Origin of the sequence: Limosilactobacillus mucosae (assembly GCF_013423865.1) — a bacterium.
GTDB classification, from domain to species: domain Bacteria; phylum Bacillota; class Bacilli; order Lactobacillales; family Lactobacillaceae; genus Limosilactobacillus; species Limosilactobacillus mucosae.
This window is the reverse complement of sequence record NZ_CP058954.1, coordinates 147,450-165,089: the sequence shown is the minus strand read 5'-3', so window position 1 is coordinate 165,089 and position 17,640 is coordinate 147,450. Positions and strand designations below refer to the sequence as shown.

7 protein-coding genes, 1 tRNA gene, 5 rRNA genes and 1 other annotated feature are annotated in these 17,640 nt (G+C 47.3%); of the genes, 2 read left to right on the top strand and 11 right to left on the bottom strand.

What is annotated here, in order from left to right:
* Positions 1–13 precede the first annotated feature (13 nt).
* Entirely contained in the window at positions 14–187 is a 174-nt protein-coding gene (locus tag H0G69_RS00690) for a hypothetical protein (RefSeq protein WP_006499365.1), read from the bottom strand.
* A 124-nt stretch (positions 188–311) separates the two neighbouring features.
* Here H0G69_RS00690 and H0G69_RS00685 point away from each other — a divergent pair, with 124 nt between their 5' ends.
* The gene (locus H0G69_RS00685; RefSeq protein WP_048344751.1) at positions 312–908 is read left to right on the top strand and encodes an alpha/beta fold hydrolase; all 597 of its coding nucleotides are present in this window, start codon (positions 312–314) and stop codon (positions 906–908) included.
* Between the two features lie 47 nt (positions 909–955).
* Here H0G69_RS00685 and bsh read toward each other — a convergent pair whose 3' ends face one another.
* Together bsh and H0G69_RS00675 are read right to left on the bottom strand one after the other, a co-directional pair.
* Positions 956–1,936, bottom strand: coding sequence for a choloylglycine hydrolase (gene bsh / locus H0G69_RS00680; RefSeq protein ID WP_006499363.1), 981 nt, complete (start codon positions 1,934–1,936; stop codon positions 956–958).
* 248 nt (positions 1,937–2,184) lie between these two features.
* Entirely contained in the window at positions 2,185–2,991 is an 807-nt protein-coding gene (locus tag H0G69_RS00675; RefSeq protein ID WP_180304944.1) for a 2-keto-4-pentenoate hydratase, read from the bottom strand.
* Between the two features lie 219 nt (positions 2,992–3,210).
* Positions 3,211–3,452: a binding site (T-box leader), on the bottom strand.
* 182 nt (positions 3,453–3,634) lie between these two features.
* Here H0G69_RS00675 and H0G69_RS00670 point away from each other — a divergent pair.
* Positions 3,635–4,084, top strand: a complete 450-nt coding sequence (locus H0G69_RS00670; RefSeq protein WP_180304943.1) for a hypothetical protein — start codon at positions 3,635–3,637, stop codon at positions 4,082–4,084.
* Positions 4,085–4,275: 191 nt separating this feature from the next.
* On the opposite strand, the gene H0G69_RS00665 is transcribed toward H0G69_RS00670, so the two are convergent.
* The 8 genes from H0G69_RS00665 to H0G69_RS00630 form a co-directional block, all read right to left on the bottom strand.
* Positions 4,276–6,039, bottom strand: a complete 1,764-nt coding sequence (locus tag H0G69_RS00665) for a glycoside hydrolase family 13 protein (RefSeq protein ID WP_180304942.1) — start codon at positions 6,037–6,039, stop codon at positions 4,276–4,278.
* Positions 6,040–6,459: 420 nt separating this feature from the next.
* A tRNA-Thr gene (locus H0G69_RS00660) sits at positions 6,460–6,532 on the bottom strand.
* A gap of 5 nt (positions 6,533–6,537) precedes the next feature.
* Positions 6,538–6,654 (bottom strand): 5S ribosomal RNA (gene rrf, locus H0G69_RS00655).
* A gap of 85 nt (positions 6,655–6,739) precedes the next feature.
* Positions 6,740–9,661, bottom strand: a 23S ribosomal RNA gene (locus tag H0G69_RS00650).
* 197 nt (positions 9,662–9,858) lie between these two features.
* Positions 9,859–11,435, bottom strand: a 16S ribosomal RNA gene (locus tag H0G69_RS00645).
* Together the 16S, 23S and 5S rRNA genes with 1 tRNA gene alongside form the textbook arrangement of a ribosomal RNA operon.
* 711 nt (positions 11,436–12,146) lie before the next feature.
* Entirely contained in the window at positions 12,147–13,559 is a 1,413-nt protein-coding gene (locus H0G69_RS00640) for an MATE family efflux transporter (protein WP_240164356.1), read from the bottom strand.
* 943 nt (positions 13,560–14,502) lie between these two features.
* Positions 14,503–14,619, bottom strand: a 5S ribosomal RNA gene (gene rrf / locus H0G69_RS00635).
* 84 nt (positions 14,620–14,703) lie between these two features.
* A 23S ribosomal RNA gene (locus tag H0G69_RS00630) occupies positions 14,704–17,625 on the bottom strand.
* Positions 17,626–17,640 lie beyond the last annotated feature (15 nt).

The window sequence follows — 17,640 nt, the reverse complement described above, 5'->3', positions numbered from 1 at the left end:
TGAAAATCACCAATCAAACCGATGACTTTCCCGCCGTCTGCCACCACCAGAACAATAAGATCAGCAATCCTGCCAAACCAATCAGTTCAACGATCAGCCATCGCTTCTGGTGCGAACCGGCTGGCAGCGGAAAGACGAACACAAATGGCAAAATCAGCCAGCCATGCCTTAACAGCCAAAACAGCATTTGAATCCCTCTTTTAATCTAACATATTGCAATTATAACGCCTATGATCTTCACGCCGGTTTTTATTGCCGTTTTGTGGTAAAATATTTTTCTTAAAGAACACTATAGAAAGTTGGCACTAGTTATGGGAACGGTCATCGTTTTGCCTGATTTAAAACAATCATCTGCATTTTGGCAGCAGCTTAAAGTCGGTCGTCATCAGCTAAGACTGATTGATTATCGTCAATTCAGCGATGCGGCTTTAGACTACCAGACCTTGGCGCGGGCCGTTGAACAGCTGGTGCGCCAGGTTCCGCAGCCGGTTACGTTGATTGGGGATGGCATCGGTGCCGTCATCGCGCTTAAAGTCGCCGTTACCGCGTTTGGCCGCATTGATAATCTGCTGCTGGTCAAACCGCAGTATCAAATCCCAACGGCTCGCTTGAAACGGCAGGCAGCTCGGTGGCGACTGCTTCCCCAAGGCAGTTTTAAAGACCGGCCGCTCGATAAAAAATCATCTCTGGCTCTGCTGCAGTCGTTATATGACGCCGACCTGACCAACCAGCTGATGCACGTTCAATGTCCCACGACCGTTTTCTGCGGTGCCCGTGATCGGCAGAACCGCACAGCAGCGCAAGGCCTCAGCAATCGGCTTTTTGATGGTCATCTGGTCTGGATCGACAGAATGGAAGCAGCCATTAATGATGACGGTTTAAAAGCTTTGGGCAATCAATTACGCTGATCAGAAAAAAACCGCTTGGAAATATTTCCAGGCGGTTTTTTTAAGACTTAGTTTTGCCAGTTGATGTTTTGTTCGTTTGCCAGATCATAATCAATCAATTCCCGGCCATCCAAGTCAACCTTGTGCATGTCAACGGCATTGATCTGATTGTTGTCGTAGGTGGTGTAGTAGTAGATACCGCGGTCGGCGTTGACACATGATGAATAGATCGTAAATTCAAATTGATTATTCTCGACGCCATCCAGGTTCTTTTGCTGTTCAACCGAGTGCAGAATGTGGAAGAAGTTGCCGACGTTTTCATTTTCGGTTTCTCCCTTAGGCGCGTTAAGCTTGGTAAAGGCAACCTTGACAAAGCGCGACATTGAATCCATCCCGCCAGGCAGGCCCCGCGTTCCCAGACCACGGCTGTAGTTGTCGAGCTCAAGGTCTTGGCTGAACTTGTTTTCTGGCTGCTGAGGGCTCAAGAACTGGTAGTTGTTCAAGTTGAACAGCTGCTTGTCGAATTGCGGATTGTTGGTCAAGACGCCAACTGGATTGTCATAAACATGCAGACCATCACGATCGCATTCAATCGTTAAAGTCTTTTCAGAGGCCGTTTCAGCCATCAGCCAGTGCAGCGGTGAAAGTGGCAGCTGTTCGCTAAAGTCGATCTTAACCAGGTTGATCTTATCCAGCAAAACCTTAGCTTCAGCCAGCGTTGCGCATTGGCCCAGAATCCATGATACGAATTCAAATGGCGATACGTTGTCCTTACCTTCTGCGTATGGCTTGTAGTCGGCGTTGCCTGGGTAGTTCAAGCCAGCCATGCTCAAGCCTTTTTCATTAGTAGCGTCAAAATAAAGCGGATAGTTGTCGACCGTTGTTGCCATACCGATCAGGGCATAGTGATGTTCAAGCGTTGGCATCTTGCGGAAAGTCAGCGGAAAATTACGTGGCGTGATCGTAACCTTTTCACCATAAGACAGTTCCAAATCCAAATTCCGACCAAAATAGTGGTCACCAGCAGTATAGGTTGCTGCAGTACACATGAGCCTTCACTCCTTTACAGATATAAATTATCATTTTCGAACATCATTTTAGTGCAAACTATTTTTAAAACAAGTATTGCATAAATAAAAAAAACTGCTATTACGAGGGCCCAATCCCGTTATAACAGCTTTTCTTACGTTTTGTCGATTAATAGATTTAAATAATTCTTATTGTGTTTTTAAACAATTCTTAAACTGATTTTTTGTCAATTTCTATAAAAATCAAATCAGGTAGGGAAAACATAATCCTAATCGGTAACGTTCAGTTCAACCGTACCAAAACCATGATCAAACTTGGCTTCCCACTTGCCAGCAGCCAGTTTTGGCGGTAAAACGAACGTTCCGGAAGATACCAGCTGACCTTTCTTAAACTGCTTGCCTTGTGAAGCCAGCTTAGCCACCAGCCACTGTAGCGATTTCAGCGGATTACCCAGCACTTCTGATGAATCCCCTTCATCTTTCTTCTCGCCATTGAAATAGAGCTCGGCGTGAACCTTGGCTGCATCTTCAGGCGTAGCAAACACCTTATCCGTATCGCGTTCTTCGCCATAGACGACCAGACCACCCACGGCACAGTCAGACATAACGTTGTACTTGGATAGATTAGGGAACCAGTCCTTAAAGCGTGAGTCGGGAACTTCAAGCGTGCCGCACACCGTTGTCTTCTTCATCAGGTCTTCAAGCGAATCGTCTGGGGACAGATCCTCTTTGGCTCGGAAACCCAGCTCAACTTCGGCCAGCGCAGCCATGCGATCACTGAGCTTGACTTCTGCTGGCGACTTTAAGAAGTGGTCTGCTACCTGCTGGCCATACAGCGGTGAGTCAGAGTCAAACATCTTTTGCGTTTCTTCACTGGTTAATGAGACCTTGTAGCCGCCCAATTTTTGGTTCTTCAAAGCCGTAACGCGATCTTGGACGCGGTAGGCCGTATCGTCATCGGTAACGACACCTTCCCATTCTGATTCCAGTAATGGGCTGCCAGACTTGTAGGCATCATACAGTGCTTGAGCAAATTTTTCTTGTGCGTCGGTCAGGGTTGCTTGTTGTTCAGTCATATTAGATTCCTCCATTTTTAATTGCCTCACGCTGGCAGATTATAGCTGGCAGATTATAATGGTTCCGGCGTGAGTGTTCATGTCTTGTTCGTTTTGTACCGTGCATTTGAATATTAATGTCGCTAATGTCGCTGTCTTTCATGACACTCACCTCTCTTTATGCTTGGTTTTGAATACGAATTAAAAAACGCCCTTTAAATGCCTGCTTTCGCAAAGCATTTAAAGGACGTCACATGGGCGTGGTACCACCTTTTTTCGTTAAGCTGAAAACTTAACCTCAAACAAACCCAGCCAGACTGGATTCATCGGCACGGTAATGGGTGCTGCCAGGTGCGTCTTACTAAGCTTTTGACGCCCAACTCATAGGTGATTTTCGCTTGATTGCGCGGCTGACTCGCAACTACCGTCAGCTTTCTGCTTGGCTGGCTGATCAAGCTACTCTTCCTAATCAACGTTTTTAATCGATTTCTAATTCGCATTTAATTTATGTTTATATAATAAGCACCATAGCTGCCATTGTCAACAGAATTTCTGGATTTTTATCATCATTTTCTAATTTTCATTTATAAAGCGCGATGTTTGGCGTTATATCAGCAACCCAACCGGCGTAAAATAAGGACAGTCAATAACACGAGGCGAGAAAATGCGCTGGAACAATAATCATGCCAATACTATCAACTACCGCGCGCTGATCAGATTAGCATTTGCCATGGCAATTATTGCCGCAATGCTGATGGCAATCCTGGACCACCATCAGGAATCCAGCCCTGCCATCTCATCTGAAAGAATTACTCAATTGAACCAGGCGCTAAGAAAAAAACTCAGCCATGATCTTTACGCCAAAGTTAGCGTGACCAGCAGCCGCATCGTCTTAAAACGGTCGGTGGCGGCTTCAACCGATCAACAGCTTAAACAGCAGCTTGATCAATTAAGCACGCAAACCAATCAGCTCCAGCGGCAGTTCAAGACCCACCTGCCAGTCTACGTTCAAAACCCAAATGGCCAAACCATTGCTGAGATCAGATTCAATCATCAAGGCTGGTATCGCAGTCAAAAAGGGCTTAAAGTCAAAACCGCATTCGGTACCCAATAGTCATCGCCAAGCGCGGTGGCTTTTTGTTTACGACGTCACATATCCCCAAAACCACGGCAGGGCTTCATCTTCACTGTACATAGAAAAAGAAAAAGTGTTGAACGACTACTCCGTTAAGTAATCATCCAACACTAGACTAGGATGTTTTATTTATCCTTAAAACGACCAAAATTTCATTATCCGCAGCCGAATCATCCTTGAATGGCAATCACGAATCCTTTCGGCCGCAGCCACTCTTTTTGCAGGCCTTGCGATATTATCGGCACCAGCTGGCAGGCTAATGATTTACGACCAGTGTTAAAGACTGCCGTCAGCTGCTTGTGGTGCAGTTGACGCTTAATTACGATGCCTTGATCATTCGGCAAAGCTGCCAAACTAAGCGTCCCCTGTGCGATCAGCTGCCAGTTTTTTTGCCGCAGCTTAATTAGATTATGAACGAAATCATACATTGCCAAGGCTTTTGCATCTGGGTGCCAGTTCATCGGCTTGCGGCAGTCTGGATCGCTGCTGCCCGTCATTCCGTATTCGGTACCATAATAGATCGAAGGACACCCTGGCTGCAGGAAAGTAAACGCCAGCGTCTGTCTGACCAAAGCAGCATCGCCATGGGCTACCGTCATAATTCGCGCCGTGTCATGCGAATCAAGCACGTTAAACATCATGGCATTGGTCTGATCACGGTAAAGCATCAGCTGACGGCTTAATTGATTGACGAGGCCCTGGCTGCTTAGCTCATGGTTGATCAGACAGCTGATGATCGCTCCCGTATAGTCGTAGTTCATCACGCCCGTAAACTCATCGCCATTGAGCCATGGCTGCGCGGAATGCCAGATTTCCCCCAGAATATAAAAATCATCTTTTAACGCCAGCATCTCATTATGAAACCGACGCCAGAAATGATGATCGATCTCATTGGCAACGTCTAACCGCCAGGCATCAATATCAAACTCACGCACCCAATACTTGGCAATTTCTAAAAGATAGTTCTGAACTGCTGGATTGGCCGTATTAAGCTTTGGCATATGGGGCGTGTAGTCAAACGTATCGTAGGTGGCATCCTTGGCAAATTCAAAGTTGGCAGTCGGGGTATAGGTGGCTGGGAACTGATTGACGTGGAACCAGTCGGCGTATCTTGAACTCTGCCCATATTTCAAAACGTCATGCCACATCGGCGACTGATCGCCAATATGATTAAAGACGGCATCCAGCATTACCCGCATTCCCTTTTGATGAGCCAGCGCGATCATTTTTTTGAACAGCTGAGCATCGCCAAAGTGCGGATCAATCTGATAATAGTCCTGTGTATCATACTTATGGTTGGAAGGCGCCTTAAAAAGCGGATTAAAGTACAGTCCATTAACACCCAGTTTTTTTAAGTCGTCCAGATGATCGATCACGCCCTGCAGATCGCCGCCATAAAAGTCCTGGCGACCAGGATGAGTTTGGGGGTCCCAAGGCTTGGTGCCCGTCGGATCGTTAGTCGAATCACCATTGGCAAAGCGTTCCGGAAAAATCTGATACCAAACCGTCTTTTCCACCCATTTTGGTGCGTGAAAGGCATCAATATCATGAAAATAAGGCATTCGAAAATAAGTATTGGCATCATCCAGCAGCCTTTGATCAGTCGGCTGAATAAATCCCTTGTCAGCATAGATCAATTGACCGCCTTTTTGATCAGTCAACTCAAAAGCATACGCCAGACGCCTTTTTGGTTCAGTAATGGCTGCCTGCCAATAATCATACACACCATCAGAGTGAATTTTTTTCATTGGTGTTGGGTGCTTGTAAAATTTGGGAAGATCCGGCCGACTATGCAGACTATATGGATCACCATGCAAAAGCAAAACCTGAGTGATATCATCTTGAGCGGTCTTTAAGCGAATATGCATGACATCTTTAGTGTATAGATAGGCCATTTCACTTTCTGGACGATGATAGATTCCTGCCAGATTCATTGGTTGCAAGCTCCTTTATAATTGTCTTGATTTCATTGTAGTGCCAGTTGTCATTTCATTATAGGCTCAAAATTGCCACTAACTAAATATATTTGAAAGCTTAATTTTTGGACCTAATTATAAAAAAATCAAGCCATAATTAAAATTGGGCAGCAGATTTTTCATGTTGAAACCCAAAGCGGCGTAGTTGATCGCCAACACCCCGTTTTTGAATGAAAATAACCAAAAATTATGATGCCATTCCAGCTCTAATTGTATTTAATGTAATTGAACGAAAGCCTGCTTACCGAAATAAAACCGGTAGCAGGCTTTTTTGACTTTTAGCTTAACTAAGGCAGCTCAGTACTACCTTCGTTTAAAGTAGCAAAAACAAAAAGCCGTTAGCAACAAATAATTGCTGCTAACGGCTTTTTAAGTTAGTGCTGACTAAAGGATTCGAACCTTCGACCTACGCATTACTAGTGCGTTGCTCTGCCAACTGAGCTAAGTCAGCATAATGCATGGCGATGCCCTATCCTCGCAGGGAGCGATCCCCCAACTACTTTCGGCGCGTTGAAGCTTAACTTCTGTGTTCGGCATGGGAACAGGTGTATCCTTCAAGCCATCATCACCACACTAATCCTTTTCAGGATTGAGAGCTTGCACTCTCAAAACTAAACAATATCTATTCTTCTCACGTTCAATCGAAACACCCTTAAACTTGGTTAAGTCCTCGACCGATTAGTAATGGTCCGCTCCATGCCTCGCGGCACTTCCACTTCCATCCTATCTACCTCATCATCTCTGAGGGGTCTTACTTCCATAAGGAATGGGAAATCTCATCTTGAGGCGAGTTTCACGCTTAGATGCTTTCAGCGTTTATCTCATCCATACATAGCTACCCAGCGATGCTCCTGGCGGAACAACTGGTACACCAGCGGTATGTCCATCCCGGTCCTCTCGTACTAAGGACAGGTCCTCTCAAATTTCCTACGCCCGCGACGGATAGGGACCGAACTGTCTCACGACGTTCTGAACCCAGCTCGCGTACCGCTTTAATGGGCGAACAGCCCAACCCTTGGGACCGACTACAGCCCCAGGATGCGATGAGCCGACATCGAGGTGCCAAACCTCCCCGTCGATGTGGACTCTTGGGGGAGATAAGCCTGTTATCCCCAGGGTAGCTTTTATCCGTTGAGCGATGGCCCTTCCATGCGGAACCACCGGATCACTAAGCCCGACTTTCGTCCCTGCTCGACCTGTCTGTCTCGCAGTCAAGCTCGCTTGTGCCTTTACACTCTGCGAATGATTTCCAACCATTCTGAGCGAACCTTTGGGCGCCTCCGTTATCTTTTGGGAGGCGACCGCCCCAGTCAAACTGCCCACCTGACACTGTCTCCCACCACGATCAGTGGTGCGGGTTAGAGTGATCATAATGCAAGGGTAGTATCCCACCAACGCCTCTGCCAAAACTAGCGTCCTGGCTTCTATGGCTCCTACCTATCCTGTACAAGCAGTACAAGCACTCAATATCAAGCTACAGTAAAGCTCCATGGGGTCTTTCCGTCCTGTCGCGGGTAGCCTGCATCTTCACAGGCAATTCAATTTCACCGAGTCTCTCGTTGAGACAGTGCCCAGATCGTTACGCCTTTCGTGCGGGTCGGAACTTACCCGACAAGGAATTTCGCTACCTTAGGACCGTTATAGTTACGGCCGCCGTTTACTGGGGCTTCAATTCAGGGCTTCGCCGAAGCTAACTCTTCCTTTTAACCTTCCAGCACCGGGCAGGCGTCAGCCCCTATACTTCATCTTACGATTTTGCAGAAACCTGTGTTTTTGATAAACAGTCGCCTGGGCCTTTTCACTGCGGCTGATCTTGCGATCAGCACCCCTTCTCCCGAAGTTACGGGGTCATTTTGCCGAGTTCCTTAACGAGAGTTCGCTCGCTCACCTTAGGATACTCTCCTCGACTACCTGTGTCGGTTTGCGGTACGGGCAGTTGATTATTCGCTAGAAGCTTTTCTCGGCAGCGTGACATCAACGACTTCGCTACTATAATTTCGCTCCCCATCACAGCTTGTCAACCCGCTGATAAGCATTTGACTCATCAACTGACTTGCTGCTTGGCCGGACACTTCCAATCGTCCGGATCGCTTAGCCTTCTGCGTCACTCCATCACTCAAGCACAATCAACTGGTACAGGAATATCAACCTGTTGTCCATCGTCTACGCCTCTCGGCCTCGACTTAGGTCCCGACTAACCCTGGGAGGACGAGCCTTCCCCAGGAAACCTTAGTCATTCGGTGGACAGGATTCTCACCTGTCTTTCGCTACTCATACCGGCATTCTCACTTCCAAGCGCTCCACCAGTCCTTACGGTCTGACTTCATCGCCCTTGGAACGCTCTCCTACCACGCATCCTGATGGATGCATCCATAGCTTCGGTAATATGCTTAGCCCCGGTACATTTTCGGCGCAGAGTCACTCGACTAGTGAGCTATTACGCACTCTTTAAATGATGGCTGCTTCTGAGCCAACATCCTAGTTGTCTGTGCAATTACACATCCTTTTCCACTTAGCATATATTTAGGGACCTTAGCTGATGATCTGGGCTGTTCCCCTTTCCACGATGGATCTTATCACTCACCGTGTGACTCCCGAGTAAAAATCAATGGCATTCGGAGTTTATCTGAAGTCAGTAACCCATGACGGGCCCCTAGTCCAAACAGTGCTCTACCTCCATGATTCTAAACCTCGAGGCTCCCCCTAAAGAGATTTCGGAGAGAACCAGCTATCTCCAAGTTCGTTTGGAATTTCACCGCTACCCACACCTCATCCCAACCATTTTCAACTGATACGGGTTCGGTCCTCCAGTGCGTTTTACCGCACCTTCAACCTGGACATGGGTAGGTCACCTGGTTTCGGGTACATAACTGCGTACTTCGTACGCCCATTTCAGACTCGCTTTCGCTGCGGCTCCGGTTTTTCCACCTTAACCTTGCACGCAATCATGACTCGCCGGTTCATTCTGCAAGAGGCACGCCGTCACACGTAAATGTGCTTCGACAGCTTGTAGGCACATGGTTTCAGGAACTGTTTCACTCCCCTCCCGGGGTGCTTTTCACCTTTCCCTCACGGTACTGGTTCACTATCGGTCACTAGGGAGTATTTAGCCTTGCGAGATGGTCCTCGCGGATTCCGACGGGGTTTCACGTGTCCCGCCGTACTCAGGATCCTGAACTGAGAGTGTGACGTTTCGTTTACTGGGCTATCACCATCTTTGGCGTCGCTTCCCAACGACTTCAACTACGTCGCACTTTGGTAACTCAAATGTTCAGTCCTACAACCCCAACAAGCAAGCTCGTTGGTTTGGGCTCTTCCCGTTTCGCTCGCCGCTACTCAGGGAATCGAATTTTCTTTCTCTTCCTGCAGCTACTTAGATGTTTCAGTTCACTGCGTCTACCGCCTGACAGCTATGTATTCACTGCTCAGGCAATCATCGACTAAGATGATTGGGTTTCCCCATTCGGAAATCTCCGGATCAAAGCGTACTTACCGCTCCCCGAAGCATATCGGTGTTAGTCCCGTCCTTCATCGGCTCCTAGTACCAAGGCATTCACCATGCGCCCTTCATAACTTAACCTTGATGATCTCACGATCACCTCAGTTATTGAGTATGCGATTAATTTCGTTAATAAAACTCAAATAACGCGGTGTTCTCGGTTTAATTGTGAATAAAGAAATAAATATTATTTAGTTTTCAAAGTACAAGCTGAGGGTAGACCCCTCAAAACTGAACGCAGTTTCAACGAATGTGCAGGTTTCCGATTAATTCCTTAGAAAGGAGGTGATCCAGCCGCAGGTTCTCCTACGGCTACCTTGTTACGACTTCACCCTAATCATCTGCCCCACCTTAGGCGGCTAGCTCCCCGAAGGGTTACCCCACCGACTTTGGGTGTTGCAAACTCTCATGGTGTGACGGGCGGTGTGTACAAGGCCCGGGAACGTATTCACCGCGGCATGCTGATCCGCGATTACTAGCGATTCCGACTTCGTGCAGGCGAGTTGCAGCCTGCAGTCCGAACTGAGAACGGTTTTAAGAGATTAGCTTGCCCTCGCGAGTTCGCGACTCGTTGTACCGTCCATTGTAGCACGTGTGTAGCCCAGGTCATAAGGGGCATGATGATCTGACGTCGTCCCCACCTTCCTCCGGTTTGTCACCGGCAGTCTCACTAGAGTGCCCAACTGAATGCTGGCAACTAGTAACAAGGGTTGCGCTCGTTGCGGGACTTAACCCAACATCTCACGACACGAGCTGACGACGACCATGCACCACCTGTCATTGCGTTCCCGAAGGAAACGCCCTATCTCTAGGGTTGGCGCAAGATGTCAAGACCTGGTAAGGTTCTTCGCGTAGCTTCGAATTAAACCACATGCTCCACCGCTTGTGCGGGCCCCCGTCAATTCCTTTGAGTTTCAACCTTGCGGTCGTACTCCCCAGGCGGAGTGCTTAATGCGTTAGCTGCGGCACTGAAGGGCGGAAACCCTCCAACACCTAGCACTCATCGTTTACGGCATGGACTACCAGGGTATCTAATCCTGTTCGCTACCCATGCTTTCGAGCCTCAGCGTCAGTTGCAGACCAGACAGCCGCCTTCGCCACTGGTGTTCTTCCATATATCTACGCATTCCACCGCTACACATGGAGTTCCACTGTCCTCTTCTGCACTCAAGTCTGACAGTTTCCGATGCACTTCTTTGGTTAAGCCAAAGGCTTTCACATCAGACTTATCAAACCGCCTGCGCTCGCTTTACGCCCAATAAATCCGGATAACGCTTGCCACCTACGTATTACCGCGGCTGCTGGCACGTAGTTAGCCGTGACTTTCTGGTTAGATACCGTCACTGCGTGAACAGTTGCTCTCACGCACGTTCTTCTCTAACAACAGAGCTTTACGAGCCGAAACCCTTCTTCACTCACGCGGTGTTGCTCCATCAGGCTTGCGCCCATTGTGGAAGATTCCCTACTGCTGCCTCCCGTAGGAGTATGGACCGTGTCTCAGTTCCATTGTGGCCGATCAGTCTCTCAACTCGGCTACGCATCACAGCCTTGGTAGGCCGTTACCCTACCAACAAGCTAATGCGCCGCAGGTCCATCCCAAAGTGATAGCCGAAGCCATCTTTTAAATTTGAATCATGCGATTCAAATTGTTATGCGGTATTAGCATCTGTTTCCAAATGTTATCCCCCGCTTTGGGGCAGGTTACCTACGTGTTACTCACCCGTCCGCCACTCGTTGGTAAACCAACGTCAAGTCCGTGCAAGCACGTTCAATCAGTTGGGCCAACGCGTTCGACTTGCATGTATTAGGCACACCGCCGGCGTTCATCCTGAGCCAGGATCAAACTCTCATATAAAATATAAGAACTTGAAAAGCTCAAATTTAAATTAAGCGAATTGACTTCGCAAATGTTTTTGCATCAATCGTAATGATTGATGACCCTGCACATTTGTGTTCGTCGAAACTGTATTCAGTTTTCAAAGGTCTACCATGCATCGATTTGATTACTTCGATGACGTATTTAAGTTTAACATATCATTTGAAGCAAGTCAACAACTTTTTTCAAATTGCTTTATTAAACAAGTCATCACTCATCAATCGACAACTTTTATAGTTTAACAAAATCGAATCAATCTGTCAACCATTAATTTGATTTTGTTACTTATCGTCATCAGCCCTACGCCGTGACAACGGTATATAACTATACAGGTTTTAACAGTCATCGTCAATAGGTTTTCGACGATTTTTCAATTTCTTTTGTTTAGGCTGATCAGCAAGCACTTTAACTGCTAATTTATCATTTTAATTAAACACTAGACGGGAATTAGGTAATGTTTAAGCGGGAGTATTACATCATTGTTTTCCTCCACAAGCTAGTCAACCGGCAATCTTTTCTCAGCATTTTCCGACTCACGACTAAATCTTCCAGTCAATCATCATTGCAACAGTCACTAAATCCTGTCGGTGGATGCTGTATGTTCGCACTGATCATCAGCCAAGAATTAAGGATTCGCTTCAAAAAGAAAACCCAATTCTAATTGGAAAAGAATTGGGCATAACGAATTAATTAATGATGAGGCATCAATTGCATCTCAGAATTGGGAGTCACTGCTGGATTCTCTGTTACGTAAGCTTTGCGCGTTACTGCTTCATATAAAAGCATTACTGCCGTTCCAGTAATAATCCAGGTAACCGGATAGATCAGTGCCACTTGAGTAAAGCTCGTGAAATGTGGCAGCATGACAGCAATATAAACAACCCGCAAAATGCAGCAGCCTACCAGGGTAATAACGGCTGGTGCCATTGAGTGACCAATTCCGCGCAGACTGCCGCCAGCAATCTCATAAGTTGCCGTTAACGGTTCTAACAGCGCGATAAAGGTGATCCGAATAATTGCATAATGGACGACTGCCGGATTGGTTGAGAAGATATCATCAACCAATGGATAACGGAACAGATAAAAAGCACTTGAAACGATCGTCGTAAATAAAATAGCACTGACCATTGCGACTCGGGCAATTCTGCGACAACGCTGATATTGATGTGCTGCATAGTTTTGACTGATAAAAGTAACCGTTGCCTGGGCAAAACCATTAACAAAGAAATAGCTGATATATTCAAAATTCAAACCAGCCGAATTACCAGCCACACAGGCCGCGCCAAAATGGTTAATGGCTGCCTGAATAACGATATTGGATACTGAGAAAATCATTCCTTGCAAGCCAGCTGGTCCCCCAATTGCAATGATTCGTTTCAGATAGGTACGATTTAATGCCAGCTTTTTCCAATCAAAGTGCAGCATGCCGGTTTCCTTAACCAAGAGGCGGTAGATTAAAGCCGCGCTGACTGCATTGGCAATAGTCGTAGCAATTGCCGTTCCATCCGAACTCATCTGAAAGCCAATTACCAAAATCAGGTTCAAAACCACATTGACCATTCCCGAAAACATTAAACAAAACAAAGGTCGCTTGGTATCGCCAACTGCTCTTAAAACTGCATTGCCAAAATCATAAATCATTAAAAACGGCATACCAAGAAAGTACAGTTTTAAATAGCTGACCGCTAACGGCATAATACTGGCTGGTGTATCAAGCAGACCTAAAATCGGCTTAGCAATCAGGCAGCCGACCGTCAGCATAATCAGCCCACTGATCAATGCCACCGAAAAACCAGTATGCATCGCCGCGTTGACTCGTTCTTTCTTGCCTGCCCCAACCAAACCAGCAATCAATACGTTTGAACCAATTGAAAGTCCTGTAAACAGCATCACCACGATATTGATGACTGGCGCATTGGAACCTACCGCGGCCATGGCATTACTTGAGGCAAAACGCCCAGCTACCGCCATATCAGTCGCATTAAACAGCTGCTGCAAGGTACTCATCAAAGCAATTGGAATCGCTACTTTACACATTTTACCGAAGATGCCACCCTCAAGCATGTTGAGTTGGTGAGAAGGTCTCGTCGCTTCTTCGTCCATTAGATAAATTCACTCTCTTTTCTCTACAAAATTGCACAAAGGCTAGTGTAACGCTTATTTTGACGCAATAAAACCCAAAACTGACAATTGGCACGATTCCTTCAAATCTAAAGCAGCCGCCAATTGAAAATCAGTAAATATTTTTATCTGCCGCTACATTTTAAGCACACCCCGGCATAATCATTTTGAAGGCAATTCTAATTGGAAGTGAGTCTAATATGACTAAAAAGATAAAAGGTAAAACAGAGTATTGGTAGAAAAGAGTCTGTCCATTAACAACTGCCAAACATTCAACGGCAGTTATCTCATTTTGCAGGAACTGATTGACGGCATCTTCAACTTGGGCCCAAAACAGTTCTTTTAAAGCCGAATCGTCATCTGCCAGTAGCGCGGTAATGATAAATCTTCCATGGGGAAAGCCTCCGTATTCTGATTGGTTTTTGCGATTTCAATCATACGGGGAGGGCTTTCCCTTTTTCAATTCCTCCTTTAAATTTACACAAACAATTTTATTTACACTCCCTACAATTACCTACTTCTGGAATCAAATCAGCCAATCGTAGGTAATTTGGTCCTCTTTATGCTGTTCACTCAAGCTTTCCTTCACAAGCGCAGCACCAAATCCACTTAATTTTTCTTGTTCGACACCTGCAGATCAATTGAATCTTATTGTTATCAAGCTTCTCAGGTTTCATCAGTCATTGAATCATATCAACTTCGATCTTCTAATAGTTCCGGTTTGTCTGCTGTCAGTATGAGTTAGCAGCCATAGTTTGATAATAGATTTTCCTAGGTTTTAACTCCTTGATTGCATTCAAAAAATCCCCACTTCATTTTTGAGGCAGGAAATCAATCCGCATTATCAATACAGTTTAACAAAGGCCTTCAAAAGTCGATACGACAAAAAAACGTCACGATCATCTGACCGTGACGTTTTTAATCTGCATGGCAATGCCCTATCCTCGCAGGGAGCGATCCCCCAACTACTTTCGGCGCGTTGAAGCTTAACTTCTGTGTTCGGCATGGGAACAGGTGTATCCTTCAAGCCATCATCACCACACTAATCCTTTTCAGGATTGAGAGCTTGCACTCTCAAAACTAAACAATATCTATTCTTCTCACGTTCAATCGAAACACCCTAAACTTGGTTAAGTCCTCGACCGATTAGTAATGGTCCGCTCCATGCCTCGCGGCACTTCCACTTCCATCCTATCTACCTCATCATCTCTGAGGGGTCTTACTTCCATAAGGAATGGGAAATCTCATCTTGAGGCGAGTTTCACGCTTAGATGCTTTCAGCGTTTATCTCATCCATACATAGCTACCCAGCGATGCTCCTGGCGGAACAACTGGTACACCAGCGGTATGTCCATCCCGGTCCTCTCGTACTAAGGACAGGTCCTCTCAAATTTCCTACGCCCGCGACGGATAGGGACCGAACTGTCTCACGACGTTCTGAACCCAGCTCGCGTACCGCTTTAATGGGCGAACAGCCCAACCCTTGGGACCGACTACAGCCCCAGGATGCGATGAGCCGACATCGAGGTGCCAAACCTCCCCGTCGATGTGGACTCTTGGGGGAGATAAGCCTGTTATCCCCAGGGTAGCTTTTATCCGTTGAGCGATGGCCCTTCCATGCGGAACCACCGGATCACTAAGCCCGACTTTCGTCCCTGCTCGACCTGTCTGTCTCGCAGTCAAGCTCGCTTGTGCCTTTACACTCTGCGAATGATTTCCAACCATTCTGAGCGAACCTTTGGGCGCCTCCGTTATCTTTTGGGAGGCGACCGCCCCAGTCAAACTGCCCACCTGACACTGTCTCCCACCACGATCAGTGGTGCGGGTTAGAGTGATCATAATGCAAGGGTAGTATCCCACCAACGCCTCTGCCAAAACTAGCGTCCTGGCTTCTATGGCTCCTACCTATCCTGTACAAGCAGTACAAGCACTCAATATCAAGCTACAGTAAAGCTCCATGGGGTCTTTCCGTCCTGTCGCGGGTAGCCTGCATCTTCACAGGCAATTCAATTTCACCGAGTCTCTCGTTGAGACAGTGCCCAGATCGTTACGCCTTTCGTGCGGGTCGGAACTTACCCGACAAGGAATTTCGCTACCTTAGGACCGTTATAGTTACGGCCGCCGTTTACTGGGGCTTCAATTCAGGGCTTCGCCGAAGCTAACTCTTCCTTTTAACCTTCCAGCACCGGGCAGGCGTCAGCCCCTATACTTCATCTTACGATTTTGCAGAAACCTGTGTTTTTGATAAACAGTCGCCTGGGCCTTTTCACTGCGGCTGATCTTGCGATCAGCACCCCTTCTCCCGAAGTTACGGGGTCATTTTGCCGAGTTCCTTAACGAGAGTTCGCTCGCTCACCTTAGGATGCTCTCCTCGACTACCTGTGTCGGTTTGCGGTACGGGCAGTTGATTATTCGCTAGAAGCTTTTCTCGGCAGCGTGACATCAACGACTTCGCTACTATAATTTCGCTCCCCGTCACAGCTTGTCAACCCGCTGATAAGCATTTGACTCATCAACTGACTTGCTGCTTGGCCGGACACTTCCAATCGTCCGGATCGCTTAGCCTTCTGCGTCACTCCATCACTCAAGCACAATCAACTGGTACAGGAATATCAACCTGTTGTCCATCGTCTACGCCTCTCGGCCTCGACTTAGGTCCCGACTAACCCTGGGAGGACGAGCCTTCCCCAGGAAACCTTAGTCATTCGGTGGACAGGATTCTCACCTGTCTTTCGCTACTCATACCGGCATTCTCACTTCCAAGCGCTCCACCAGTCCTTACGGTCTGACTTCATCGCCCTTGGAACGCTCTCCTACCACGCATCCTGATGGATGCATCCATAGCTTCGGTAATATGCTTAGCCCCGGTACATTTTCGGCGCAGAGTCACTCGACTAGTGAGCTATTACGCACTCTTTAAATGATGGCTGCTTCTGAGCCAACATCCTAGTTGTCTGTGCAATTCCACATCCTTTTCCACTTAGCATATATTTAGGGACCTTAGCTGATGATCTGGGCTGTTCCCCTTTCCACGATGGATCTTATCACTCACCGTGTGACTCCCGAGTAAAAATCAATGGCATTCGGAGTTTATCTGAAGTCAGTAACCCATGACGGGCCCCTAGTCCAAACAGTGCTCTACCTCCATGATTCTAAACCTCGAGGCTCCCCCTAAAGAGATTTCGGAGAGAACCAGCTATCTCCAAGTTCGTTTGGAATTTCACCGCTACCCACACCTCATCCCAACCATTTTCAACTGATACGGGTTCGGTCCTCCAGTGCGTTTTACCGCACCTTCAACCTGGACATGGGTAGGTCACCTGGTTTCGGGTACATAACTGCGTACTTCGTACGCCCATTTCAGACTCGCTTTCGCTGCGGCTCCGGTTTTTCCACCTTAACCTTGCACGCAATCATGACTCGCCGGTTCATTCTGCAAGAGGCACGCCGTCACACGTAAATGTGCTCCGACAGCTTGTAGGCACATGGTTTCAGGAACTGTTTCACTCCCCTCCCGGGGTGCTTTTCACCTTTCCCTCACGGTACTGGTTCACTATCGGTCACTAGGGAGTATTTAGCCTTGCGAGATGGTCCTCGCGGATTCCGACGGGGTTTCACGTGTCCCGCCGTACTCAGGATCCTGAACTGAGAGTGTGACGTTTCGTTTACTGGGCTATCACCATCTTTGGCGTCGCTTCCCAACGACTTCAACTACGTCGCACTTTGGTAACTCAAATGTTCAGTCCTACAACCCCAACAAGCAAGCTCGTTGGTTTGGGCTCTTCCCGTTTCGCTCGCCGCTACTCGGGGAATCGAATTTTCTTTCTCTTCCTGCAGCTACTTAGATGTTTCAGTTCACTGCGTCTACCGCCTGACAGCTATGTATTCACTGCTCAGGCAATCATCGACTAAGATGATTGGGTTTCCCCATTCGGAAATCTCCGGATCAAAGCGTACTTACCGCTCCCCGAAGCATATCGGTGTTAGTCCCGTCCTTCATCGGCTCCTAGTACCAAGGCATTCACCATGCGCCCTTCATAACTTAACCTTGATGATCTTACGA